Raw genomic sequence first — 25,719 nt, forward strand, 5'->3', positions numbered from 1 at the left:
GGTTTAGGCCTGAGTAATGCCGGCCCGAAAAGTTACGTGGCGCCTTCGGGGTAATCTGCCAAGCCATTGATCTGCTACATATTGGATTCTTTTTGAGTCCTCCGTGGCCGAAAAGATCCACACCCATTATATTTCGCTGGCCGCAAGCGCGCCGAGCACACGCTGCGTGACTATGAAAGTCGCACCAGCGACTCACAAATCCCCCCTCTCCCGCGCGCGGGAGAGGGGTCGGGGGTGAGGGAAACGGTCATAACCGTTTGGCGAGAGCGGGCCTGAGGACTCTACCCGACGGGCATTTCCGCTGCCCCATCGAGCGGCGCTCCCTAGCCAGGTCTGGCAACGCGAGTTGACGGAATCGAGATTAATCAATAGACTGCGATTCCTCGTTCAGCCACTCAGCCAATTTTGGCTATCCCGCTGCACTCTCGCCGCTCTGCTCACGGGCTTTTCAGACCGCACAGAGTTCCGGCCTCAGGGTAAGTACCTCCCGCGTATTCGAGGCTTTGCACCCGCCTGTTACCGTCCATCGTCGAGCCGTTTGATTGGCGCGATGACCAAAGTGAAGGAGAGAGCATGTCCGCAACTATCTCGCTCAGAAGTACTACGGCGCGCAGTACCGACGCCACTTTGAGTTTTGTTCAACACAGCATGATCATCGTTGGCCTGATGCTCCTCTTGAGCACGCTCAAGCCATTCGTCAGCCCAGGCGCTGACCCGCACCCGGCCGTTCTCGCGGAGTCGACGACGGCGCTCGAAGCCACCCCCACGGAAGCGGTCAAAGCCGTTCCCGAAGTGCTGTCGCCAGGTCTGCAACGCGCTCTGGACTTCGTTTCGCGTCGCTACCGGGTAGCGCCGGAGGCCCTCGTTCCGGTCTTCGAGGCCGCGCAGTCGATTGGCCGCGAGCGCCGTGTCGATCCTCTGCTGATCATCGCCATCATCGGCATCGAGTCGAGGTTCAACCCCTTCGCCGAGAGTCAGGTTGGCGCCAAGGGACTGATGCAGGTGATCCCCGGCTATCACCTGGACAAGGTTCCACAAGGGTCCGGTGACCAGCCCTTCCTGGACCCGGCGACCAACATCCAGGTCGGTGTGCTGGTGCTCGAAGAGGCGATTCGCTGGCGTGGTAGTCTGGTTGCCGGCCTGCAGCACTATGGCGGCGCGCCGGATGACCCTGACAGCGGCTACGCCAACAAGGTCCTGGCCGAGAAGCAGCGTATCGAGCAGGCCGTGCGGCGCGGTCCCGGCGCACACGCCTGAGCAGCGCCAGTCGGGTTAGACGGATCCATCGCTGAATGAAACCGCGAAGGGCAAGCTTAGCTGCGCGGTGCATAGACCAGTTCGGGAACGAGCATCTCCCAGGATTCGCTTTTCGCGTTGATCCGGGACTTGTATTGGTCTGCCACATCCCTGGGCCGGCGCACGTGGATTGCGGCGACGCGGACTTCCATGCAGGCCATGTTGTTTTCCGGTTCGAAGTGTTGCGACAGGGCGCCGATGTCGACCCCTTGCGCATCGCACAATCGCCAGGCCTTGGCGGATTGTTGCCGGAGCTCAATCCGGCTGCCCACCGCCAGAGCGGCAAGTGCCTGGTGAATGGCGTGGCCAGGAGGATATTGAGCGGCAAAGTCAAGGTCGATCTGCCGCCAGCCAAGCCGCCGATAGCGACGAGCGAGTTCGCGCGGCGGTGTGGGTAGCGCGGTGGCGAGGCGACGCAGGATGGCTGGTGATGCGGACGACAAACCCGCTGGCGCATCGAGCCAGGCCTGCCCGCGATCAAGGCGGGCCAGCGCCAGCGTCTTCCGGGCGCGCGTCATGGCCACGTAATACAGACGGCGTGGCGCGTCCGCATCCTCGTTGGCGCCACTGCGCAGCCAGTCGCCATCGAGTACCGCAACGTGGTCGAATTCCAGCCCCTTGGCCTTGTGCGCGGTAAGCAGCAAAAGGCCGGTTTGCCGGCGCCGCGCTTCCCGACCCCATTCGGCCAGCCATTCGAGAAAGTGGTCCAGCGGTAATTCGGCGTCGCCGACATCAAGCGCATATTCCGCGACGGCCTCGCGCAGACAAGCCCACCAACGGGCGCAGGGTTCTCCCTCTGGCCGCATTTCAAGCCATCGGGTGATCATTCCGACGTCGATCAATCCGCTGTTTCTCGCCCGCAGCCAGCCAATCAGTGACTGCGTCTCGCGCAGACTCCAGAAACCGTTGCTGTCTTCATCGGCCTGCTGAACCGGGATCCCCTTGACTTCGCAATAGCTACGCACGGGGTCGAGTGATCGCCAATTGCGGGCGATGACGGCGCAACGCGCCCAGTCCCACTCCGGCGCCAGCAGCGCCATGCGCTCGAATTCACTGATCACCGCAAGCGCCTGGGTCTGATCGTTGTCACCGGCCGGCAGTATCTGCACGCGTCCCTGGCCGACCGGGTCGATGCTCGCCCATTCGCCGCCGGCGGCCTGCCCCTTGCGCGCCGCATTTATGTGGATCGGATGCGCCTGCTTCATGCGCTTCGCAGCCGGTTCGATCATCCGGTTGGCGGCGGCAATGATGTGCGCTGTGGAGCGATAATTGTCCGTCAGGAAGGTCGGCCTGGCGGCATAGTCGGCCTCGAAGTGACGGATGAATTCGACCGAGGCGCCGTTAAAAGCGTAAATGTTCTGGTCGTCGTCGCCGACGGCGAAGAGGTTGATACGGCCATCTTCATCGCTGCGCGTGCGACCAGCAAGTGCCGAAATCAGCGCGTATTGTTCAGGCGCGATATCCTGATACTCATCAACCAGAATCCAGCGGAAGCCGGCCAGCAGGCGCTCGCGCTGCTCGTCGGCGTCTTGCGGCGGCAGGCCGCAGCCCTTGAGCAGGCTGACCGCCTGCTCGATGATCTCCTTGAACAGGTCGCTGCCCGCACCCATGTTCTGCGCTGTCAGACTGGCGCCGACCAGCCGCATGGCCAGCGCGTGCAGGGTGAGCACCGCAACACCGCGCGCGTCGTTGCCGATCAGTTCGCCCAGGCGCTGGCGAATCTGCACGGCGGCGTGGCGGTTGTAGGCCAGGGCCAGAATGGCGTGCGGGTTCTCGCGGCGGGCACGAATCAGGTAGGCGATGCGATGCACCAGTACTCGCGTCTTGCCGGAGCCGGGACCGGCCAGAACGATCACGTTGGTGCTTTCCCGCTCGTCGGCAACGATCTCGCGCTGTTGCCTGTTATTGAGTACCTCGACAATGTCGTGCCACGATTGAGGCGTCGTCTGGCGCGCCAGTTCCTTGTCGCGATCGGGCAGCCAGCGGCGCATGAATTCGTCGCGTGGCAGGCTGAAGTAATCCATCGTCAGGTGCAACGCTTCGGCCATGGCCTTGAGCCCGCGCTGCACGTACTCGGCCATGACGTGAATCTGTACCACCTGCTCGTCATAGTGCAGCTTGAGCGGCGCGAAATCTGCTGGCATGAATTTATTCTTCCAGTCGGGTTCCAGACGAATCGTCATCGCCGGCCGAAAGACGGCAAGCCCCTTGTTCAGCCGGATGATCTCCTGCTCGTGCAGCCACAGCAGCGCGCGATCGAGCAGCCTGGGCGTGATCGTCTTCTCGGCCTTGAGCAGCAGATCGGATTCCAGCGCCGCCAGCAGTTTGCCGAGCGTCGTTTCGGCCAGTTGATCGTTGCCACGTGCGCCGGAAGGCAAAAAGGCATGCAGGTGGTCGAGCAGGCACGCGGCTGCGTTTCGACGGCGCCGGGCGGTGGTTTCCAGGACCGACCATTCACGTTGCAGTTCGATAGACACCGATTCGGCATCGACACGGCGCAGCTTCAGGCTGCCCAGGCCGCCCTCGTCATCGCGGCCGTCGGCGGCGAGGCTGCTCAGCAACTGGCGCAGGCGCTCCGGCAGGGCGTCGGCGTGACCAGAGTCCTTGAGATGCTGGTTGGCCCGGCGCAGGTGCAGGACTGACGATTCGCCCCGGCCCAAGTCCGGGTGCTGCTCGCGCAACAGGCCGATCAGTGCCGATTCAAGCGCAGCCGCCTGTTCGAAGCGTATCCTCGACGAGCGTTCGACGGCAATATGGACGTAGGCGGTGAGGGCCGTATCGTTGCTGGCCAGCCCCAGCGACTCCAGGTCGTAGAACGCGGCACGGAGTTTTTCCGACGAAAGCCCGGAAACGAGCATCAGCTCGTCAGTCGACATGCCTTCATCGACCGGCGCGCCGATCAGCGCACCGACAATGGCCAGCAGGCTTTGCAGATACTCCGGCGCGATGACCTTCTGCGCAAGTTTTTTCCGTGCTTCGTCGAGCGAGGCGACGCGCAGCGAGGAGGGAAAAATCTGCACCCGGTTTTCTTCGCGCGTGAGCAGAGAAGCTTCTTCCAGCCACGATACGGCGGTGCGCACGCGGGTGTCATCGGTGGCCGAATCGCGCTCGAAAGCGCCGTCTTCGTCCTCGGCGAGGATCTCGCCGGAGGTGGCGATCAGGTCACCGTCCCTGCCGCCGCCCTTGCGTCTTTTCCGGTCGAGATTGCGCAGCGAATGCAGGATGCTCTGGATTTCCTTGCGCGAGAGTCGCGAGCGGGCCGACATGCCGAACTGGCGTTCGACATCCTCGATGGTGTACAGCAGGACGCAGCGTGCCGACTGACTATCGCGCCCGGCGCGCCCGGCTTCCTGCAGGTAGTTTTCCAGCGAACCGGGAATATCGGCGTGGATGACCAAGCGCACGTCCGGCTTGTCGATGCCCATGCCGAACGCATTGGTTGCGACGATGACGCGCAAACCGCCTTCGATGAAAGTCTTCTGTGTGCTCTTTTTGGTTTCGGGCGGCAGTCTGGCGTGATAGTGGCCGACTGCCCAGCCTTTTTGCTGCAGAAAGCCTGAAACTTCCTCGGTCTGCCTGCGCGTCGCGCAATAGACGATGGCCCCGCCGGGCAGGTCTGGTGGCAGATCGGCCTCCAGAATCTGATGGATGTGCGAGAATTTCTCGGCCGGGCTGGTCGGAACGACACAGAAATCAAGATTGGTGCGACTGGCGCCGCCGTTGAAGCAGCGCAGCTCGATGCCGACCTTTTCCCTGAAATGGGTCAGGATGTCGGCCACCACATCGGGCTTGGCGGTCGCCGTCAGGCAGAGAACGGGCGGAATGGTTTTGTCGGGTTGATCGCCGGCCTTCTCGCGAATAAACCGGCTGACATAGCGATAATCCGGGCGGAAATCCTGCCCCCATTTGGAAAGGCAGTGCGCTTCGTCGAGCACCCAGGCGCCTATTTCGCGCTGCGCCAGCACCTTGCGCAGCGTTCGGTTGCGCAGTTGCTCGGGCGAAACGATGAGAATGCCGATGTCGCCGAGGCGCACCCGGTCGAGCACGTCGGCGCGCTCGGGCATTGAGAGCAGCCCGTTGAGCGCCGCACAGCTTTTGATGTTCCTGGCTTCCAGCCCGGCCACCTGATCGGCCATCAGGGCCACCAGCGGCGAGATGACGACAGTCAGCGCACCGGTCTTGTCGAACCGCGAGAGGGCGGGGATCTGATAGCACAGCGATTTGCCGGTTCCCGTCGGCAGAATACCCAGCAGGTGTTCGCCGCGCATTGCTGCTTCGACAATCGCTTGCTGCAAGGGACGGCCCTCTTCATCGGCCGGCTTGGGACGAAATTCGGCGAAGCCAAACCAGTGCGTGAGTTCTTTCCGGGCATCGTGCCGTTCCCGGCACCACTGGCAAGCCGGGTCGGCGCAAGCTGTGCCGCGCAGGCGTTTGATCAGCACGCCGGCCTGCGGAAATTGATGGCGCACCCACGGTGGCATCACCGAATTTCCGCCGGCCACCGACAGCCAGGCCAGGGCGTACGCCAAGGCCCAGCCCTGGCGAGCGGCGTCAGCCAGAATATCGCTGGCGTGCGTCTGGCAGGTTTGCCCGGCGAGTTGCCGGCAAATGGCGGCGAGTGCCTCGTCGTCGCTCGGGCGTGCCTTGTGGCGCAAGGACATGAAGAAGCGATCAAGCCCCGACACCGTGCTGTTGACTGTGGTCAGCCAGTGCCAGGCAAGAACCAGGTTCGGCGGGGTTTCCGCCAGCGCCGCGTGCTGGTTGCGAAAGACTTCAAGCGTCAGTTGCGCGTCGAGCAGCGGGTCGTTCAAGCGCCCTCGCTTCAATTGTCCGTCCTGATAATGCTTGACCAGATGGTGATCAGACAACCTGATCTCACGGATTTTGCGAAGTACCGAGTTGGAGGATCAAGCGGAGGTTGGAGCGTGGGAAGAGAGTGTCGGTAGAGTTCAACTCGTCACAGAGTTTGCGGACGGCGCGGTCCGACACGCCATTGGCCATGTGGTGGAGGCGTACGGTCAAGGTGCCGGCCTGGGGGTCGGGCAGCAAGTCAGCTTCGGTCGTGTAGATCGCGCGTAGCAAGCTACGAGCCTCGTCCGGGCGCGCGAGAAGCGGTGCCAGGACGTTGGCCATGGCCGTTTCCGCGCGATAGGCAATCATCTTGAGCGTGTCGAGCAATTGCTTGCTGTGGGTGCTCAGCCGGCGAAATCGGCTTTCTTCCGGCAAGTCCTTGATGTCGAGATGTGAGGGTGTCTCTTTGCGTTGTTCCTTCAGGGTCTTGAGTTCGTCCTGTAGCTGTTCGATCTCGTCGTGGGCAGCGGCTTTTTTCGCGACAAAGGCCTCGACTTTCGCCGGGTCAATCGTTTCGTTGAGGTTGAGCGTGCCGAATTGCGCGAGCCGTCGGCTGAGCTTGCTGGTCAGCGAGCGAACCTGCCCGTCGAGGGTTCTGCGAGCCGGGTTAACGACCCGTGCGGTATCAGGAATTTCTTCCGTCTGATAGTCCGCCAGGCGGTCCAGGGCAAAGTGTTCACGGGCGTATTTGAAGAAATTTTCCTGAGACCACCGGGCGAACAGAGTGGCCGCCAAGAGCCACATGCCGGACTGATAATCCGTGCTGATCAGGGAGACTTGGCGACCGGTGTCACAGAGCTTGCGTACCTCGCGTACCCACACTACGCCGCCGAGCAGCGTTCCCCGTTCAGCGAGTCGCATACGTACCCGCTCACCGCTGCGCAGCTCAATGGTTCCTTCGACGAATTCCTCAGGTGACCAATCGTCGCCGGGGTACTTGCGATAGGAGAGACAGGCCACGCGACGTGCTTTCAGGCGTTTGAACAACTCCGGGCTATAGCCTTCGCGATCGAAAACCAGGGTGAAACGATGGCGTAGCGGTTCGGCCGCGAGCACTTCGGCGCTCGGCTGGCTCGGGATGTCCCGTTCCAGGCGGGGCAGGATCTCGCCTTCAAGCACCTTGATCAGACCCGGATCGACGGCTTGCGTGACCCGAAAGAAGGGCTGCCCATCGATCGCGTTGACCCAGTAATCAGCGGTCGCACGCTGGCACAGCCGCTGCCGCGCGATGTAGTGGCGCGGCAGTTGGGTCTGCTCGCCGTAATACACCCGCACATGCGCGTCGACGTAGAGGATGCCCGCTTGTTCCGGTGCCGCCGCCATCCAGCGCCGACACAGGTCGGCACTCCATTTTTCGGCATGATCGCCCTGGCTCAGGAGCCCAATCTTCTCGCGCAGAGTGCGCACTTCGGGAATCCGATCGAGACCCAGTAGCTTGCCCCACTCGCCAGGCGCACACGAGCGCAGGGACTCGACCGATTCCAGTCGCGCCAGGGCCATGAAGGCGATCAACATCAACAGACTGTCGATCCCGTAGTAACCCGGTGGCAGCGTCAGCTCCTCACCTCCTTCGAGCAGCCCCACTGCCAACAAGGCGGGTAGCGCAAACAGCACCCCTCCCCGCGGCACGTCGACGGCCGCCTGGAACTGGGGAGCGACCGCATTCAGCCCGCCCACGCTGGCCGCCACCCGGGCTTCCACATGGCTTGCCCCAACGCCCATCGGAGCTTTGCTGTCGAGCGCGCTCCGCTCGCTCTTGGTGCTCGATACGACCGCGCATGGCCCTTTCGCCGCCGGAACATGCAGCCGCCCAGCGCGCACCGCTTTCGACAGGGTGTCGCTCTTGATCCCCAGCTCTGTCGCGACACTCGGTACTGTCTGTCTGTCGTCCAACAGGACCTGCGCCTGCTTCAACACCTCTGCCGTCAGCACCGCCGGACCACGGCGTCGCGGCGGAACATAGAACCCTTTCGGCCCCTCTTGCCGATAGCGCTTCAACGCACGCTTGACACTCAACGCGGGCACCCCGAAGGCGCTAGCCACGTCCACCACCCGCAGATGACCCTGCGCGATAAACTGCGCCGTAATCATCCGGAACGTCGCCAAATCCTCTTCCGCATGACTGAACACCGGCAGGACACCGTGGAAATACACGACTTGCCCGTCCTGCTTCCCGACAGACAGCAAGTCCTTGATCGGCGTCACGGCATCAGGAAAGATCGGCAACAGCAGTTGGGGCATCGGATTCTCCCGCGAGATCGGCGTGGCGCCGGCCAAAAAAACCCTACTATCCGTCTCTATCGGTATCTTCGCAATATCCGACACGCCCCTCGTCACAAACCCGCGCCAGTGCTTTATCAGCGCGCTAACCTTATGAACTACTGCCGATTCGTGATGCCACCCGCGCAAACGTCATGGCGCCGAGATCAGGTTGTCTGGTGATAGGGATTGCGCGGAAAGGCCAGCGGGTTGAGCCACAGCGTGTCCACAGCCGGCAGTTGCAGCAGCCGCAGATCGGGTTTGGCGGCGGCCAGATGCGGCAGGTCGAAAGCGATCAGGTTATGGCCGAGCAGGAAGCTGGCGCCTTCGGCGAGCGCGTCGAGTCGTTCCAGCGCGGCAAAGAGATCGCCTTGCCTGAAATGCAGCGAGGCTCCGGGCAAGTCGCCGCGAAGAGCAGCAAGACTGTGAATCCGCGTATCGCGCAACCCGACCTCGAGGTCAATGGACAGGCAGCGGGGAGCGAAACTACACATCGGCGACGCGAGTGGGAAGTTGCTGCTGGCGGTCACGATGACGGCACGGCGATTCGTGGGCGGCGGCCTGGCTAGGGCGCCACTCCGGCTCGCGCCATGCGCCGGATCGCCTGCCTGGCCTCGACCGAGAGAACCAGTTCGGAATGCGCCAACGGCGTCAGCAGGCGTTCGTCGAAGTGCAGCAGGCCGCTTTCGTCCTCGCGCAGAAATTCCCCTTCGATGAGATTGCCGATGAACGCCGAGAAAGTCGCCTTCTCGGGGAACTCGGGCGTATTGAACTCGTAAAGCAGCGAGAGGCGCTGGGCCAGCAAGTGGCAACTGTCTTCGAGTGCCTGACGCGTCAGGCGGCCGCTCCCTTGTCGCTCGAGCAGTGCCAGGGTGAGAAAATGCCGCTCGAGCAGCGGCCGAATGGTTTCACCGAGCAGGCGGAGTTCGGCAAACTCCTGACTGATCGGCTCCGCAGCGGTGAGCCGGCCATCGGCTTCCACGCGACGCAGCAGAGCGCGGGCCACGAGCACCTCAATGACCGCTGCCGTGGCCGTCGGCAGTTCCTCGACCGGCCAGCGCAGGAAGAGCTCAGCGCGCATCAGCGTGCAGATTCCCGCCACGGCCTGGGCCACGCGCTGGGCATCGAGGTCGCGATTCTGGCTCAACAGGCAGGCAAGCACGGCCGGCAGGGCAAAGAGGTGCAGGGCGTTGTTGCGGAAGTAGGCAAGCAGCGGCGCCTGCTCCTTGGGCACGCGTATCAGATCACCCAGTGGATCAGCGAAGCGTTCGACGACGGTCAGCCGTTCGGCATAAGCGACGATCTGTGGCGCATCGAGCGGGCAGGCGATGGTCGTCGCCGCATACGGCGCCTGCGTGCTCAGCGCCTGGTAGTGCTCGATCATCCGCTGCAGGGCATGCTCGTCGGCGGTATGTTTGGGAGTGGCCAGCAGCGCGAGAGCAATCATGTTAACCGGGTTGAGCACCGCCGCTTCGTTGATCCGCGTGGCCAGTTCGGCTGCCGCGTGGCGAGTGGCGCTGCGCGACCAGAGCGACTGACTCTCGGCGGCTTCCCCGCGCCAGCCTGGATGTTGCCCATCGAGAAGGCCGGCCAGGGCCAGCGGTTCGCCAAAATTGACATGGACCTTGCCAAACACCCGCTTGATGCTGCGCACACTGCGCACGAGGCCGAGCAGCGATTCACGCTGCTTGGCCTGGCCGGCCAGTTCATCGAGATAGGTGCGCCCCTCGATGATCTTCTCGTAACCGATATAAACCGGGACGAAGACCAGGGGCCGGGCGTGCTCGCGGATGAAACTGTGCACCGTCATGCCGAGGATGCCGGCCTTCGGCGTCAGCATCCGGCCGCTACGGCTGCGCCCGCCTTCAATGAAGTATTCAAGCGGGAAGCCACGCGCCAGCATCAGGTGCAGGTATTCATGGAAAACGGCTGCATACAGCGCCTCACCCTTGAGGCTGCGGCGAAGGAAGAAGGCGCCGCCGCGGCGGAGGAGCGGTCCGACCAGCGGCAGGTTGAGATTGGCTCCCGCAGCGATGTGCGGCGGTGTCACCCCCTGGCGATGAATGATGTAGGAGAGCAGCAGGTAGTCAATGTGGCTGCGGTGGCAAGGAACGTACACAATCTCCTGCCCCGGGGCGATGCGCGTCACGACGTCAAAGTGGTGCAACTCGATGCCGTCGTAGAGGCGCGTCCATAGCCAGTCGAGGAACAACTCGAGCGCGCGCACGACACCGTAGGAATAGTCGGAAGAGATCTCGAGCGCAAAATTGCCTGCCCTCGCTGTGGCTTCGGCCAGCGAAATGCCACGTGTCGCCGCCTCGCTGGCGATGGCCAGGCGCACCCGCTCGCCGGCCAGCACGGCGTTGACCTGCGTGTTGCGGTGTGAGAGATCAGGCCCGATGGCCATCTGCCGCTGACGGCGAAAATGGACGCGCAAAACGCGCGACAGCTTGCGTAGCGCCTGCTCCTCGCCGAGCCCCCCGTGCAGCAGATCGCGGAGCAAAATCGGTGTGTTATAGCGCACCAGAACGTTGCGCCCATGCAGCACGATGGCCAGTAACTGACGCCAGGCGCCCGGTGAGCGCCAGGTCTCCGAGAACAGGGCTTTGAGAATCGAATCCTGTTGGTCCGGACTGCGGCCCCAGAGGATGACGACGGGGACCAATTGGACATCGACCTCGGGGTCGGCGACCGCCTGCCGGATCAGACTGGCCAGTAGAGGTGAATGAACACTGCCGTCACGCGCCCGACCGGCCAGGCTGCGGTCACGATTGAGAAAGAAGAACGAGCAGGGCAGTCGCTGCCCGCTGATGGTCAGCGGTGCCTCGGCGCGCGGCAAGCCCGCTTGCCGCGACTCGGCGAAAAGAACCAGCAGGTTCGACAGGTGCCTGTCCTGCAAAACGTAACAGACAGGTTTCGCTGGGTCGAGGCCGAGCTCCTGACTGTTCTGCGGGAAAACCGCTGTCCGGACCCAGAGATACAGCAGCCGGCGGGCCAGCGGGATGAACCAGTCGGAGACCTTGAGGACCTCGAACACTTTGCTCACCGCTGCGCTGCGCCGCCTGCCTACGTGTCTCTGTCGGCCCTATTCCTCGTCGACGACCTTGTGCTGCGACGCCAGGAGCTGCTGGGTGGCCGGGGGCACCTGCGCGTAGTGCGAAAACGCAAAACTATAGGACCCCTGCCCACCGGTCAGCGACTTGAGGCGCGACTGGTAGCCATCGAGTTCGGCCAGCGGCACCTCGCCGGTGATCGCCATCAGGCCCTGGCCACGCGGTTGGGTGCCGGTCAGGTGGCCGCGCTTGCTCGACAGATCGCCCGTCAGGTCGCCGGTCATCGCGTCCGGCGCCAGTATTTCGATGTCCACGACGGGTTCCAGGATGATCGGTTTGGCGGCCCGAATTGCTTCGGCCGTGGCTTTGCGAGCGGCGGTGAAGAAAGCAATGTCCTTGCCGTCAACCGGATGCGACTTGCCGTCGTGCACGGTAACGCGCAGGTCCTCCACCGGGAAGCCGGCAACGACGCCGTCGGCAAGCGCCTGGCGAACGCCTTTTTCGACCGCCGCCATGAAGACTCCCGGGATCACGCCACCCTTGACCATATCGACGAACTCGAAGCCGGTGCCGCGTTCAAGAGCCTCGACGCGCAGCGCGACTTCGCCGAACTGGCCGGCACCGCCACTCTGCTTCTTGTGCCGGCAGTGGCCTTCGGCTGAACCGGTGATCGCTTCACGATAGGCAATCTGCGGTGGCCTGGTGTCCAGTTCCAGTTTGTACTGCTGCGACAGCCGGGTCAGCTTGGCGCGCACATGCATCTCGCCCAGCCCGAGAATCACCGTCTCGTTGGTCGTCGGATGACGTTCGAGCCGGAAGCACGGATCTTCGACCTCGAGCTTGCGCAGGATCTCGAACAGGCGCTGCTCGTCGGCCTTGCGCCGGGCCTGCACCGCGAGGCCGTGCATCGGCTGCGGGAATTCGAGCGGCTTCAGGTGAATATGATCGTCCTCGTGCGAATCGTGCAGGACGCAGTCGAACTCGATTTCATCGACCTTGGCAATCGCCCCCAGGTCACCGGGCACCAGCGTGTCGACCTCGACATACTCCTTGCCCTGCAAGCGGTAGATGTGGCCGACCTTGAACGAACGCTTGCCATCCCCGACGAAGAGCTGCGAATCCTTTCTTATCGTTCCCTGATGTACGCGGAACACACCGACCTTGCCAATGAAGGGATCGCTGACGACCTTGAAGACATGCGCCAGGACATGCTTTTGCGGGTCTGGTTCGGCGTCGAAGGCGAGCACCGGGCCGCCGGGCTCGCCGCGATAGAACGGCGGCGGATTCCCTTCTGCCGGATTGGGCGCCAATCGGGCGAGAACATCGAGCAATTGCGGGATACCGGCGCCGGTCTTGGCCGAAACGAAGAGAATCGGAATCAGGTGGCCAGCGCGCAGCGCCTTCTCGAAGGGCAGGTGCAGCTCGTCCGGGCTCGGATCGACGCCCTCCTCCAGGTAGCGCGCCAGCAGATCCTCATCTTCCTCGACGATCTGGTCGATCAGCGCACGGTGCGCCGCAGCCACCGATTCGAAATCGCTGTCACCGCTGTCATGGCCCAGCAACTCGACGACCTCGCTGCCATGCTGCGTCGGCAGGTCGAGCAACATGCACTGACGACCGAAACGTTCGCGGACTTCGCCCACCAGCGCCGGCAGATCGACGTTGTCGGCGTCGATCTTGTTGATCACCACCATCCTGCAGACGCCGCGCGCCTCGGCCAAGCGCATCATCCGTTCACTCGACAGCTCGATGCCGTTCTGTGCATTGATCACCACCAGGGCCGTTTCGACGGCGGCCAGAGCACCGTAGGCCTGGCCGGCGAAATCGGGAAAGCCCGGCGTATCGATCAGTTGAACCAGCACACCTTGCCATGAAAAACTCGCCAGCGCTGAACTCAGCGAGTGACCGAACTCTTTTTCCTGCGGGTCAAAGTCGCAAACGGTATTGCCCTTCTCGACGGTGCCTCGGCTACTGATGGCGCCGGCGGCAGCGAGCAGGCTCTCGGCAAGCGTCGTCTTGCCTGCCGCACCGTGGCCGACAAGAGCGACGGTGCGAAGGTTACTGGTGGCGGTCTGGCCCATTCATCATCTCCCATTCAAGTCGAAGGCACGCCGCAGCGGCAAGGTTAGCCACATGGCATGGCGGCTGCGCGTGCGTGCGACATTTTACTCCGGCCACGGTCGAATCCGCTCGTTCGTCACATTCTTGCCTCGCCGCGCGGTCCGAAGACGCATTGCGCGGCATCCAGAACACATTCATTTTGTGTAAACCACGCGACTCGGCTAGAGTTGCGCGTTTTTACGTCGATGAATACCCCGTCAGGAGGCACCATGGAAAACGATCAGCGTCAGACAGACCTGCGCGAGGCAGCGCTTGAGTATCACCGCTACCCGACTCCGGGCAAGATAGCGGTCCAGCCCACCAAGGGCCTGAGCAACCAGATCGACCTGGCGCTCGCTTATTCGCCAGGCGTGGCCTACGCCTGCCATGCGATCGTCGACGAACCCGGCGCGGTCAGCCTCTACACCTCACGCGCCAACCTGGTTGGCGTCATCACCAACGGCACCGCCGTGCTCGGGTTGGGCAATATCGGCCCGCTGGCCGCGAAACCGGTGATGGAAGGCAAGGGCTGTCTGTTCAAGAAATTCGCCGGCATCGACGTTTTTGACATTGAACTGGCGGAAAGCGACCCCGACCGCCTGATCGACATGATCGCCGCGATGGAGCCAACCCTGGGCGGGATCAATCTGGAAGACATCAAGGCCCCGGAGTGCTTCTACATCGAGGCCAAACTCAAGGAGCGGATGTCGATTCCGGTCTTTCACGATGACCAACACGGCACGGCGATCATTTCAGCGGCCGCCATCCTGAATGCCCTCCAGGTCACCGGCAGGAATATCGCCGAGGTGACGGTGGTCTGCTCGGGAGCCGGAGCGGCGGCCATTTCCTGCCTCAACCTGTGGTGCGATCTGGGCGTCAGGCGCGAGAACATCATCGTCTGCGACTCGAAAGGAGTGATCTACGCCGGCCGTGATGCCGACATGGAGCCGACCAAAGCGCGTTATGCGCGCGAAACGGAAATCCGAACGCTGGCCGATGCGCTCAAAGGTGCCGACGTTTTCCTCGGCCTGTCGGCGGCCGGCATCCTCAAGCCGGAGATGCTCGTCAGCATGGCCGCCCAGCCGATTGTCTTCGCACTCGCCAATCCGACGCCGGAAATCATGCCCGAACTGGCCCGCGAGGTGCGCCCTGACGTGATCATGGCGACCGGCCGTTCGGACTATCCGAACCAGGTCAACAACGTGCTGTGTTTCCCGTTCATTTTCCGCGGCGCACTCGATGTCGGTGCGACGGGAATCAACGAGCAGATGAAGATGGCCTGCGTCAAGGCCCTGGCGGCGATGGCACAGGAGGAGGTGAGTGCCGAGGTCGCCATGGCCTACCCGGGTGAAGAACTGGCGTTCGGCCCGGAGTACCTGATCCCCAAGCCGTTCGACCCGCGCTTGATCACCACCATCGCGCCGGCCGTGGCCCAGGCGGCGATGAGTTCGGGCATCGCGACCCGGCCGCTGACCGACCTGGCGGCCTACCGGGAAAAGCTCAGGGATTTCGTCTATCGGACCGGCGTCGGCATGCGCGCTGTTTTCTCGGCTGCCAAACGCGGGCCCAAGACGCGCATCGTCTATCCCGACGGCGAGGAGGAGCGGCTCTTGCGCGCCGTGCCGACCATTCTGGATGAGGGCCTGACACGGCCGATCCTGATTGGCCGCCCCGACGTGATTCTGGCGCGACTTGAGCGGATTGGTTCGAAGCTGAGTATGGGCACCCATTTCGACGTCGTCGACCCCAATAGCGACAGTCGCTACAAGGAATGCTGGACCGCTTATCACCAGTTGCGCAGGCGCCAGGGGGTGACCATCGACATCGCCAAGACGCGCTTGCGCAACAACAACACGATCATCGGCGCCATGCTGCTTCGCCTCGGTTACGCCGACGGAATGATCTGCGGCCTTTCCGGCCGTTTCGGGCATCACCTGCGACAGGTGGACGAGATCATCGGCAAGGCACCAGGGTGTACGACCATGGCCACGATGACCCACCTGCAGCTTCCCGGTCGGGCCATCTTTCTTTGCGACACGCACGTCAATGAAGATCCGAATGCCGAGCAACTGGCTGAAATCACGCTGATGGCAGCAGACGCCGTTCGTCGCTTCAAGATCAGGCCGAAAGTGGCACTGCTTTCACATTCCAACTTTGGCTCGTCGCAGACCGCTTCGGCCCGAAAAATGGCCGCCGCCGTGGCGATTGTTCGGGGCAAGGCGCCCGATCTGGAAATCGACGGGGAAATGCACGGCGACAGTGCGCTCTCCGAAGCAATACGCCAGAAGGCGGACCCGGAATCGCCGCTGGCCGGTGAAGCCAATGTGCTGGTGATGCCCAATCTCGACGCAGCCAACATCTCGCACCACCTGCTCAAGATGACCGGCGGCGACGGCATGGCAGTCGGCCCGATCCTGCTCGGGGCAGCGCGCCCGGTGCATGTCCTCTCACCGACGTCAACGGTTCGCCGAGTCGTGGACATGACGGCACTGGTGGTGGTGGACGCCGCGACCCGGTAGCGGCCACAACACTGCTGGACAAGCGGCCTCCCTTCTTTACAAAAACGCTCAGTCAATGCATGATCAGGGAGGCCGACTCGGAGACGGCCTGGACCTGACGGTTCACAACGCGTTGCAGGGCCCTATTGCAAACAGATGGCAGCCAACCCGCAACAATCGCCGCTCAGCGGCCTCGCCCGTGCGCTTGTACAAGCTGGCCGACTCAGTGAAACCGAGGCGGAGGTTTTGCTTGCCCAGGCGGTAGCCAGCAAGACTTCGCTGATCGAGCAACTGGTCACCGCCCAGAAATCGACCTTCCTGGACATGGCGCGTTTTGCCGCGGACAAGTTCGGTTATCCGTTGCTGGATCTGGCCGCCTTCGACGAGGCGAATATCCAGAAAAACGCGGTTGACCGGAAACTGATCGCGGCACACCGCGTCGTTCCGCTGCACAAGCGCGGCAACCGACTGGCTATCGCCATCGCCGACCCGACCAACTTGCGCGCGCTCGACGAAATCCGCTTTCAGACGGGCCTGGCGGTAGACCCGGTCATCGTTGAGGAAAACAAACTCGTTCCGCTGGTAATCAAGCTGACCGAGTCGGCTGACGAGACGATGAAAAGTCTCTCCAACGAGGACATCAACCTCGAGTTCACCGATGATCAGCCTCAGGAGAAGGCCGACGAGGCGGCAAACCTTGAGGTCGATGATGCACCGGTCGTCAGATTCATTCAAAAGATGATGCTCGACGCGATCAACGACGGGGCCTCGGACATCCATTTCGAGCCCTACGAGAAAAACTATCGCATCCGCTTTCGAACCGACGGCGTCTTGCGCGAAGTTGCCGCGCCGCCCCTGGTGATCAAGGAAAAGATCGCCTCGCGGATCAAGGTGATTTCGCGCCTGAACATCGCCGAGAGGCGTGTCCCGCAGGATGGCCGCATGCGCCTGGTGCTGTCGAAGAGCCGCTCGATCGACTTCCGCGTCAGTACCTTGCCGACGATGTACGGCGAAAAAATCGTCTTGCGGATTCTCGACCCGACGAGCGCCCACATGGGCATCGAAGCGCTAGGGTATGAACCCGAGCAGAAGACGGTGTTGATGGACGCCATTCACCGGCCCTACGGAATGATCCTGGTCACCGGGCCGACTGGCTCGGGAAAGACCGTTTCGCTCTATACCTGCCTCAACATTCTCAACAGTCCCGGGGTCAACATCGCGACCGCGGAAGACCCTGCCGAAATATCTTTGCCAGGCATCAATCAGGTCAACGTCGACGACAAGGCCGGACTCACCTTCCCCGTAGCGCTCAAGGCTTTTCTCCGGCAGGACCCTGATATCATCATGGTCGGCGAGATTCGTGACCTTGAAACAGCAGAGATTGCGATCAAGGCAGCGCAAACCGGCCATATGGTTCTGTCGACCGTGCACACCAACGACGCACCGGCCACCCTGACTCGCCTGATGAACATGGGGGTGCCGACTTTCAATCTGGCCTCGAGCATCCTGCTGATTACGGCACAACGCCTTGTCCGTCGGCTGTGCACGTGCAGGAGACCGTTGGAGACGCCGATCGAGACCCTGCTCAATGCCGGATTCACGGAAAGTGACATCGATGGTACCTGGACTCTCTATGGTCCTGGACAATGCGAGCGCTGCAAGGGAAGCGGCTACAAGGGCCGCGTCGGTCTGTACGAGGTGATGCCGGTGACGGAAGCCATTCAACGGATCATCATGGCCAACGGAACGGAACTCGATATCGCGATCCAGGCCAGAAGCGAGGGCGTCAATGACCTGCGTCGTTCCGGCCTGCTGAAGGTCATGCAGGGACTCACCTCTCTCGATGAAGTACTCGCCTGCACCAACGCTTGAAGAAGAGGAAACCATGGCCAGCGCAGCGAAACCCGTCAAGAAAGCGGCACCGGAAGTCAAGGAACACGTTTTTCTCTGGGAGGGGAAAAACAAGGCCGGCAAGGTCATCCGCGGCGAGCAGCGCGCGCACAGCGTCACCGTGGTGCAGGCCACTCTCCGACGGCAGGGGATTGTGGTCAGCAAGATATCCAAACAGCACTTCCGGGGTGGGCGGAAGATCAGCGAGAAGGACATCACGCTGTTTACGCGGCAATTGGCGACGATGATGAAGGCCGGCGTACCGCTGCTGCAGACCTTCGAGATCGTCGGTCGCGGGCACGATAACCCCGCAGTCGGCAAGCTGTTGCTGGATATCAAGTCTGACGTCGAAACAGGCAGTTCGCTGTCGCAGGCTTTCCGGAAATACCCGCTGCACTTTGACCTCTTGTACTGCAACCTGGTCGCCGCCGGCGAACAGGCGGGAATTCTCGAAACGCTCCTCGACCGTCTGGCGAACTACAAGGAAAAGATGATCGCCATCAAGTCCAAGATCAAGGCGGCGCTATTCTATCCGGTGGCGATCATCATCGTCGCCTTCATCATTACCGCGGTGATCATGATCTTCGTGATTCCGGCCTTCAAGGAAGTCTTCAAGAGTTTCGGTGCCGACCTGCCGGCGCCGACGCTGATTGTCATCGGTATGTCCGACTTTGTCGTCGCGTATTGGTGGGCTCTCTTCGGAGGCATCGGCGGCTCGGTCTACGCCTTCTTTTATTCCTGGAAGCGGTCGCAGACCATGCAGATCGCCTTCGACCGCATGGTCCTCCGCATGCCGGTTTTTGGCGACATCATTCGCAAATCGGTGATCGCCCGCTGGACGCGCACGCTGGCCACCATGTTCGCCGCCGGCGTGCCGCTGGTCGAATCGCTCGAATCCGTCGGGGGGGCTGCCGGCAATTATGTGTACAAGGTGGCGACCCGGCAGATCCAGAGCGAGGTCAGCACGGGCACCAGCCTTACCTCAGCGATGCAGACGTCCGAGCTGTTCCCGAACATGGTCACTCAGATGGTGGCCATCGGCGAGGAATCCGGCGCCCTCGATTCCATGCTCGGCAAGGTAGCCGATTTCTTCGAGGCAGAGGTGGACGATGCGGTGGAAGCACTCTCCAGCCTGATGGAACCGATGATCATGGTCGTCCTCGGCGTGCTCATCGGCGGCATGGTCATCGCCATGTATCTGCCGATCTTCAAACTGGGCGCTGTCGTCGGATAATGCCGGCTGCGCTGACCGTTACCCAGGACCCGACGCTGTTCGCCGTGACCTGTGGTCTGCTCGGGCTGTTGGTCGGCAGCTTCCTCAATGTCGTCATCCATCGTTTACCGAAGATGATGGATCGCGACTGGCGCCTCCATTGCGCCGAACTTCGCGGTGAGGAGGCGGCCGAGCACGAGCACCTGTCGCTGGCCACGCCGCGATCGCGGTGCCCCGCGTGTGGTCACGGCATCACGGCGATGGAGAATATTCCCCTGCTGAGCTGGCTCTTTCTGCATGGTCGCTGCTCGGCGTGCCAACAGCCAATCTCGCCGCGCTATCCGCTCGTCGAAGCGATCAGCGGCCTGCTTTCCGCTTTCACCGCTTTTCATTTCGGCTTTGGCTGGCCTGCGGCCGGCGCCATGCTGCTCGTCTGGTGCCTCATCGCCTTGACGTTCATCGACTTCGACACCCTGTTGCTGCCCGACGCGATCACCTTGCCGCTGCTCTGGGCCGGTCTGCTGTTCAATTTGTTGGGCACCTTCGCCGACCTGCAGTCGGCCGTCATCGGCGCCGCCAGCGGCTATCTCTCGCTGTGGTCGGTTTACTGGGCGTTCAAGTTGACCACTGGCAAGGAAGGCATGGGCTATGGTGACTTCAAGCTGCTCGCTGCGCTCGGTGCCTGGCTCGGCTGGCAGATGCTGCCGCTGACCATCCTGCTCTCGTCCTTGCTCGGCGCAGTCGTCGGCCTGACACTGATCGTGGTCGCCAAACGGGGCCGCAGCGTGCCGATTCCCTTCGGCCCTTACCTGGCGGCGGCGGGCATGCTGGCGCTGTTCTGGGGCAAGCCGCTGACGCGCGCCTACATCGGCCTGCTCTAGTCGCCAGAAAAACCGGCCTGGATTCCCGCCCGCCCTCGGCAGGCCGGTTACCACCGCCGGGTTCGCGTATAATTCGTCTTTTGCCAGTGCTTTCTGAGGGTTAGTCATGCCGATTTACGCCTATCGCTGCGCTTCCTGCGGTTTCGAGAACGATCACTTGCAAAAGCTCAGCGACGCCGCGTTGAGCGTCTGTCCGCAGTGTGCTCAGGCCACCTATCGCAAGCAGGTGACGGCAGCGGGCTTCCAGTTGAAAGGCAATGGCTGGTACGCAACCGACTTCAAGCATGGGCACAGTAAAGCGCCGGTGAGCAAGGAGCCGGATGGCAAGGAAGCAGCGGACCAAGCGCCGGCCAGCCAGGCACCTGCCGCGGTGGAAAAACCGGCCAGCAGCGAAAGTGCGCCAGCCACTGCCGGAGCTGGCGCGTGCGCGGACCACTGATCAAGCGCTACTTCCTGACCGGGCTGCTGATCTGGGTCCCTCTGGCGATCACCGCCTGGGTTCTGGCGCTCATCGTTGGCACCATGGACCAGTCGCTGGTCCTGCTGCCGGCGGCGATTCACCCGCGCAATGTGGTCGGCTTCGACCTGCCTGGCGTCGGAGCGATCCTGACGCTGCTGATCATCCTCGTCACTGGCGCTCTGGCCGCCAACTTCATTGGCCAGCGGCTGGTGCTCTGGTGGGAACGGCTGCTGGCCCGAATTCCGGTCGTCAATTCAATCTACCACAGTGTCAAGCAGGTTTCCGACACACTGTTCTCATCGTCGGGCAACGCTTTTCGCAAGGCGCTGCTGATCGAGTACCCACGTCGGGGCACGTGGACGATCGCTTTCCTGACCGGAACGCCGGGCGGTGAGGTAGTTCGGCACCTCGACGGCGACCATGTCAGCGTCTACGTGCCGACGACGCCGAATCCGACCTCAGGTTTCTTCCTGATGTTGCCGAAAACGGAGGTCATTGAACTGGAAATGAGCGTCGATACGGCGCTGAAGTACGTGATCTCGATGGGCGTCGTCGCGCCCCCGTTGAGGCCGCGGACCGCCAATGCCACCACGAATGCCACGATAACCTGACACAAGTAACCCTGGAAAACAGCATGCGCACTCACTATTGCGGACAAGTCAGCTCACCGATCATCGGCCAGGAGGTCACCCTCTGTGGCTGGGCGCATCGTCGCCGCGACCACGGCGGGGTGATCTTCGTCGATCTTCGCGACCGCGAGGGACTGGCGCAGGTCGTCTGTGATCCGGACCGACCGCTGATGTTCAAGACCGCCGAGTCCGTCCGCAGCGAGTTCTGCCTGCGCATCAGCGGCAAGGTCCGCGCCCGTCCGGAAGGCACGGTCAACGCCCACATCGCCAGCGGCGAGGTCGAGATCCTGTGCCACGAGATGGAAATTCTGAACCCCTCGGTGACGCCGCCGTTCCAGATCGACGAAGAGAACCTGTCGGAGAACATCCGCCTGTTGCACCGGGTGCTTGACCTGCGTCGTCCGCAGATGCAGCAGAACATGCAACTCAGATACCGGACGGCGCGCGCCTTTCGCCGCTTCCTGGATGACGCAGGATTCATCGACATCGAAACGCCGATGCTCACCAAGAGCACCCCCGAGGGGGCCCGTGACTACCTCGTTCCGTCGCGGGTTCATCCGGGCCAGTTCTTCGCCCTCCCCCAGTCGCCACAACTGTTCAAGCAACTTTTGATGATTGCCGGCTTTGACCGCTACTATCAGATCACCAAGTGCTTCCGCGACGAGGACCTGCGCGCCGACCGGCAGCCGGAATTTACTCAGGTGGACATCGAGACCTCGTTCATGAACGAGGGCGAGATCATCGCTCTGATGGAAGAACTGATCCGGGTGGTGTTCAGGGAGGCGATCGGCGCCGACCTGCCGAACCCCTTCCCGCGCCTGCCCTACGGCGAGGCGATGGACCGCTACGGATCAGACAAACCCGATCTGCGCGTGACTCTCGAACTCGCTGACCTGACCGATGCGCTGAAAGATGTTTCCTTCAAGGTCTTTGCCAGTGTCGCCAACAGCGACGGTGGCCGGATTGCGGCCCTGCGCATTCCCGGCGGCGCCAGCCTGACGCGCGGCGAGATCGACGCCTATACCCAGTTTGTCGGCATTTATGGTGCCAAAGGCCTGGCCTACATCAAGGTCAACGACGCAACGCAACTCAATGAAAGTGGCCTGCAATCGCCGATCGTCAAGAACCTGCACGCGCTGGCACTGCAGACGGTGGTCGAACGAACCGGCGCGCAGTCAGGCGACCTGATCTTTTTCGGTGCCGACAAGCGCAAGGTCGTCAATGACGCACTGGGCGCCCTGCGGGTCAAGATCGGCCACGAAAAAGGCTTCCTCAATGGTCATTCCTGGGAACCGGTGTGGGTGGTTGACTTCCCGATGTTCGACTACGACGAAGAAGAGAAGCGCTGGACGGCCTGCCACCACCCGTTCACCAGTCCGAAAGACGAGCACTTGCCGCTCCTGGAAACCGACCCGGGGAGTTGCCTGGCCAAGGCCTACGACCTGGCGCTGAACGGATCTGAACTGGGCGGTGGTTCGGTGCGGATTCACAGCGCCGCCGTACAGGAACAGGTTTTCAAGGCGCTCGGCATCGGCGATGAAGAGGCCGCGCTCAAGTTTGGCTTCCTGCTCGACGCGCTCAGGTACGGCGCGCCGCCGCACGGTGGCCTGGCCTTTGGCCTCGATCGAATCGTCACCCTGTTGGCCGGCGCCGATTCGATCCGCGACGTGATCGCTTTCCCGAAGACGCAGCGTGCCCAGTGCCTGCTCACCGACGCGCCCAGCAGCGTGGACGAAAAACAGCTTCGGGAACTGCACATCCGCCTGCGTCAAAAGGTAGACACGCAGGTCGAGGTGGGTAAAGGCTGACTACTACAGCGACGACCACTAGCGCAGCTTCCTCCGGATACACGAATAGAATAGTCATGAGCCAGAAACGTCTGCAGACCGTGCTTGAGAATGCATGCCAGACCGGCGTCTACCATTTGCCGGAGAGCGGCCTGGCGGCCGTCAGAGAGGCCGCCGACGCGCTCGGCCTGGCCTGTTTCGAGGTCAGCCTCGCCGACGTCGTCCGGATCGACGCGGTTCTTGCCGCGCTCGGGCGAGGCCTCGACTTTCCCGAGTGGTATGGCCACAACTTCGATGCCCTGAAGGATTGCCTGACCGATTTCTCATGGCAACCAGCGGCTGGCTGCGTGATCATCGTCTCGCACGCAGAGACCTTGCAGGCCACCCACCCGGCCACGTTCCAGACGCTCAACGAAGTGTTTACCGCGGCGATTGCGGAATGGCGGTCGCAGGGCCTGCCGCTGTGGGTATTTTACGATCTGCGTAGCGATGGACTGGCCACGCTGCCGACCGTGGCATGACCGACTTCAAGCGGCCGGTGTCGGTGCTGGTCGTCATCCACACGCCGGACCTGCAGGTGCTGCTGCTCGAGCGCGCCGCGCATGCCGGCTACTGGCAGTCGGTCACCGGCAGTCAGGAAGCCGGCGAAACCTTGCCGGCCACAGCCGCCCGTGAAGTGGCCGAGGAAACCGGCATTACAGCCGTCGCCGGTGACCTGCAGGACTGGCAGGTCACCCACAGCTACGAGATCTTCGCCGAGTGGCGCCACCGCTACGCGCCGGGAGTACGGGTCAACACCGAGCACGTCTTCTCGCTGCAAGTGCCAACCGCCCAGCCGGTGACCATCGCTTGCGGCGAGCATCTGAACTCCTGCTGGCTCCCCTGGCGCGAAGCGGCGGCAAAGTGTTTCTCGTGGAGCAACCGCGACGCAATACTCATGTTGCCGGAGCGCATCGGCGCCCGGCGTCGGTAAGCCGCTTCTCCAGCTTCTCCAGGCACGCGGGACAGTAGCAGTTCCCCTCAGCCGCGTCTGGCGCGAGGGTCAGACGCGGTTTGTCCATGCACCAGCAGGACGATAACCCGGCGACTGCACCGCAAACAAAACGCACGCCACAAGCGCAGCAGGCGGTCTCGCCGACCGGCGAGCGCCGTTCGGTCATGCCGGCGTCTCCGCCTTGGCCAGCAGACCTTCATCGAGCCAGCGCCGGAGAAGCGTGGCCGCGGTCATCGCCGGTTGGGGATCGCCCGCGGCGGCGATGACCGTACACCAGTCGGCAAAGCTGGCACCTCGGCTCAAGGCCCGCAGGGCGGCCGCTTCGCCGGCCTCCGCCGAACGCCAGCAACAGTCCAGTGCCGGCCGCCAGATGAGCAGGGCATGCGGCAGTGCTTGCGGCTCGTCGGTTGCCGCGTCGGCCGCATCGTTGAGCGCTTTCCAGATCGGCTCGATGGACCACGAAAGATCGAGTACCTGCAGCGAGCGCACCGGAACGAAATGTTGCCCCGGCCAATCGTCCGGCTGCAGCGAGGCGAGATCGCCGAAGCTGAGCGGTATCGCGTCGGCAGCATCGAAGGCCGCCCGCATGGCCCAGTCCATCCGCGCCAGGTCGACCAGTGCCGGATGCGGCACGCGCTCCGGCGCGTCGGCGAGAAACCCCGGCAGGGCATCGCCGAACCAGCGAATCGAACGAAAATGCGAAGGATGGAGATCGATGTAGGAGCGCGCCAGCGTCGCGAAGGCATCGTCACCGAGTGCCCGGTGCAGAACCGGAAAGTTGTCGCGCAGCGCTGCCGCCAGACGGGCACGGTAAGCCTGCAGGTAGAGGTCGAAACCTCCCACCGGCTGCGTCCCCTCGGCGACGAACAAGCCGGGAGCAGGATTCTCGCTCAGAACGGCGCGCTGAAAACGCTGCTGCAGTTCGCCCAGGGCACTCACGCGGCATGCCTCGTGTCGTCCAGCGCGCGCCGCGCCAGCGAACGCGCGACGTCCAGTTCGCTGATCAACTCAGGCAAGGGCGGGATGTGGTCATCACGCTCGATCATCGTCGGAACGTGACCAAGGCGTCGGACGGTATCGACGTAGAGCTTCCAGACGGCTTCGCAAACCGGCTGATCATGCGTATCGACGAGGTAACGGCCATGGTCCTCGTGGCCCGCGAGATGGATCTGGCGGACGGCCGCGGGCGGCAGTGCGTCGATGAAATGCTGCGCATCGAAACCGTGGTTGACGCTGCTGACATAGACGTTATTCACATCGAGCAACAGCTCACAAGCTGTGCGGGTGACCAGTTCGCGGATGAACTCCCACTCGCTCATCTCGTCGGCGCGGAAAGCGACGTAGCTGGAAACGTTCTCCAGCACCAGCGGACGGCCGAGGATGTCCTGCACCTGGGCCACGCGCGGTACCAGGTGACGCAGCGTCGCCTCGGTGTAAGGCAGTGGCAGCAGGTCGTGCAGGTTCAGCGAACCGGCCCCCGTCCAGCACAGATGATCGGACACCCAGGCTGGCTCGATTCTGTCGGCCAGCGCCTTGATCTGGCGCAGATAGCCCGCGTCAAGGGCATCGACACTGCCGATCGACAGTGAGACACCATGCATGACCATCGGATAATCGCGGCGGATGCGATCGAGAAAGTGGAGGGGCTTGCCGCCCTCGACGAGGTAGTTCTCGGAGATCACCTCAAGCCAGTCGACCGCTTGCGGTGCGGCGACAAAATCGCGATAGTGCTCAGTGCGCAAACCCAGGCCGAAGCCTTCGATCGTCCCACTCACCGCTTCTCTCCCCTTTCCTGACCATGAAGTCGC

18 protein-coding genes are annotated in these 25,719 nt (G+C 62.8%); 10 read left to right on the forward strand and 8 right to left on the reverse strand.

All coding sequences use genetic code 11. The annotated features are described in order from the left end of the window. Positions 1–573: 573 nt before the first annotated feature. A complete protein-coding gene (locus tag ACCAA_RS12040) occupies positions 574–1,257 on the forward strand; it encodes a transglycosylase SLT domain-containing protein (protein ID WP_186407495.1) in 684 nt (227 codons plus the stop codon). A 56-nt stretch (positions 1,258–1,313) separates the two neighbouring features. Here the strand turns inward: ACCAA_RS12040 and ACCAA_RS12045 are convergent, their stop codons facing one another. From ACCAA_RS12045 to fusA, 5 genes are all read right to left on the reverse strand, one after another. Beyond that, positions 1,314–5,777 (reverse strand): RecQ family ATP-dependent DNA helicase, encoded by a 4,464-nt coding sequence (locus ACCAA_RS12045; RefSeq protein ID WP_186407523.1) that lies wholly within the window; start codon positions 5,775–5,777, stop codon positions 1,314–1,316. A gap of 394 nt (positions 5,778–6,171) precedes the next feature. Continuing rightward, on the reverse strand, positions 6,172–8,388 hold the full coding sequence (locus ACCAA_RS12050; protein WP_186407496.1) for a helix-turn-helix domain-containing protein: 2,217 nt from the start codon (positions 8,386–8,388) through the stop codon (positions 6,172–6,174). Positions 8,389–8,573: 185 nt separating this feature from the next. After that, positions 8,574–8,900, reverse strand: a complete 327-nt coding sequence (locus tag ACCAA_RS12055; protein ID WP_186407497.1) for a hypothetical protein — start codon at positions 8,898–8,900, stop codon at positions 8,574–8,576. 71 nt (positions 8,901–8,971) lie between these two features. Next, on the reverse strand, positions 8,972–11,452 hold the full coding sequence (gene plsB / locus ACCAA_RS12060) for a glycerol-3-phosphate 1-O-acyltransferase PlsB (protein WP_186407498.1): 2,481 nt from the start codon (positions 11,450–11,452) through the stop codon (positions 8,972–8,974). Positions 11,453–11,491: 39 nt separating this feature from the next. Further along, positions 11,492–13,540, reverse strand: a complete 2,049-nt coding sequence (fusA, locus tag ACCAA_RS12065) for an elongation factor G (protein WP_186407499.1) — start codon at positions 13,538–13,540, stop codon at positions 11,492–11,494. A 249-nt stretch (positions 13,541–13,789) separates the two neighbouring features. On the opposite strand from fusA, the gene ACCAA_RS12070 reads away from it, so the two are divergent. The 9 genes from ACCAA_RS12070 (at position 13,790) to nudB (ending at position 23,890) form a co-directional block, all read left to right on the forward strand. Beyond that, positions 13,790–16,078, forward strand: a complete 2,289-nt coding sequence (locus tag ACCAA_RS12070; RefSeq protein WP_186407500.1) for an NADP-dependent malic enzyme — start codon at positions 13,790–13,792, stop codon at positions 16,076–16,078. Between the two features lie 135 nt (positions 16,079–16,213). Beyond that, a complete protein-coding gene (pilB, locus tag ACCAA_RS12075) occupies positions 16,214–17,929 on the forward strand; it encodes a type IV-A pilus assembly ATPase PilB (RefSeq protein WP_186407501.1) in 1,716 nt (571 codons plus the stop codon). A gap of 13 nt (positions 17,930–17,942) precedes the next feature. After that, complete coding sequence (locus ACCAA_RS12080; RefSeq protein ID WP_186407524.1) at positions 17,943–19,181, forward strand: type II secretion system F family protein; 1,239 nt, start codon at positions 17,943–17,945, stop codon at positions 19,179–19,181. Further along, a complete protein-coding gene (locus ACCAA_RS12085; RefSeq protein WP_186407502.1) occupies positions 19,181–20,041 on the forward strand; it encodes a prepilin peptidase in 861 nt (286 codons plus the stop codon). Before ACCAA_RS12080 ends, ACCAA_RS12085 begins: the two co-directional genes overlap by 1 nt. A gap of 106 nt (positions 20,042–20,147) precedes the next feature. Further along, positions 20,148–20,480: an FmdB family zinc ribbon protein gene (locus ACCAA_RS12090; protein ID WP_186407503.1), complete on the forward strand. Its 333-nt coding sequence runs from the start codon at positions 20,148–20,150 to the stop codon at positions 20,478–20,480. Then, positions 20,465–21,112 carry a DUF502 domain-containing protein gene (locus ACCAA_RS12095; RefSeq protein WP_186407504.1) on the forward strand — a complete coding sequence of 216 codons (648 nt, stop codon included), beginning with the start codon at positions 20,465–20,467 and terminating at the stop codon, positions 21,110–21,112. Before ACCAA_RS12090 ends, ACCAA_RS12095 begins: the two co-directional genes overlap by 16 nt. Before the next feature lie 23 nt (positions 21,113–21,135). Continuing rightward, positions 21,136–22,938 (forward strand): aspartate--tRNA ligase, encoded by a 1,803-nt coding sequence (gene aspS / locus ACCAA_RS12100; protein WP_186407505.1) that lies wholly within the window; start codon positions 21,136–21,138, stop codon positions 22,936–22,938. 56 nt (positions 22,939–22,994) lie between these two features. Then, positions 22,995–23,438, forward strand: coding sequence for a barstar family protein (locus tag ACCAA_RS12105; protein WP_186407506.1), 444 nt, complete (start codon positions 22,995–22,997; stop codon positions 23,436–23,438). Continuing rightward, entirely contained in the window at positions 23,435–23,890 is a 456-nt protein-coding gene (nudB, locus tag ACCAA_RS12110) for a dihydroneopterin triphosphate diphosphatase (RefSeq protein WP_186407507.1), read from the forward strand. The genes ACCAA_RS12105 and nudB overlap by 4 nt, the downstream gene beginning before the upstream one ends. On the opposite strand, the gene ACCAA_RS22620 is transcribed toward nudB, so the two are convergent. From ACCAA_RS22620 to bufB, 3 genes are read right to left on the reverse strand one after another with little or no spacing between them, the layout of a single operon-like run. Beyond that, the gene (locus ACCAA_RS22620; RefSeq protein ID WP_342674055.1) at positions 23,853–24,077 is read right to left on the reverse strand and encodes a cysteine-rich CWC family protein; all 225 of its coding nucleotides are present in this window, start codon (positions 24,075–24,077) and stop codon (positions 23,853–23,855) included. The two genes, nudB and ACCAA_RS22620, sit on opposite strands and share 38 nt — an antisense overlap. After that, a complete protein-coding gene (locus ACCAA_RS12115; protein ID WP_186407508.1) occupies positions 24,074–24,850 on the reverse strand; it encodes an HvfC/BufC N-terminal domain-containing protein in 777 nt (258 codons plus the stop codon). Before ACCAA_RS12115 ends, ACCAA_RS22620 begins: the two co-directional genes overlap by 4 nt. Continuing rightward, positions 24,847–25,686: an MNIO family bufferin maturase gene (gene bufB / locus ACCAA_RS12120; protein WP_186407509.1), complete on the reverse strand. Its 840-nt coding sequence runs from the start codon at positions 25,684–25,686 to the stop codon at positions 24,847–24,849. Before bufB ends, ACCAA_RS12115 begins: the two co-directional genes overlap by 4 nt. Positions 25,687–25,719: the final 33 nt, after the last annotated feature.

The sequence above is a fragment of the Candidatus Accumulibacter aalborgensis genome, assembly GCF_900089955.1.
GTDB classification, from domain to species: domain Bacteria; phylum Pseudomonadota; class Gammaproteobacteria; order Burkholderiales; family Rhodocyclaceae; genus Accumulibacter; species Accumulibacter aalborgensis.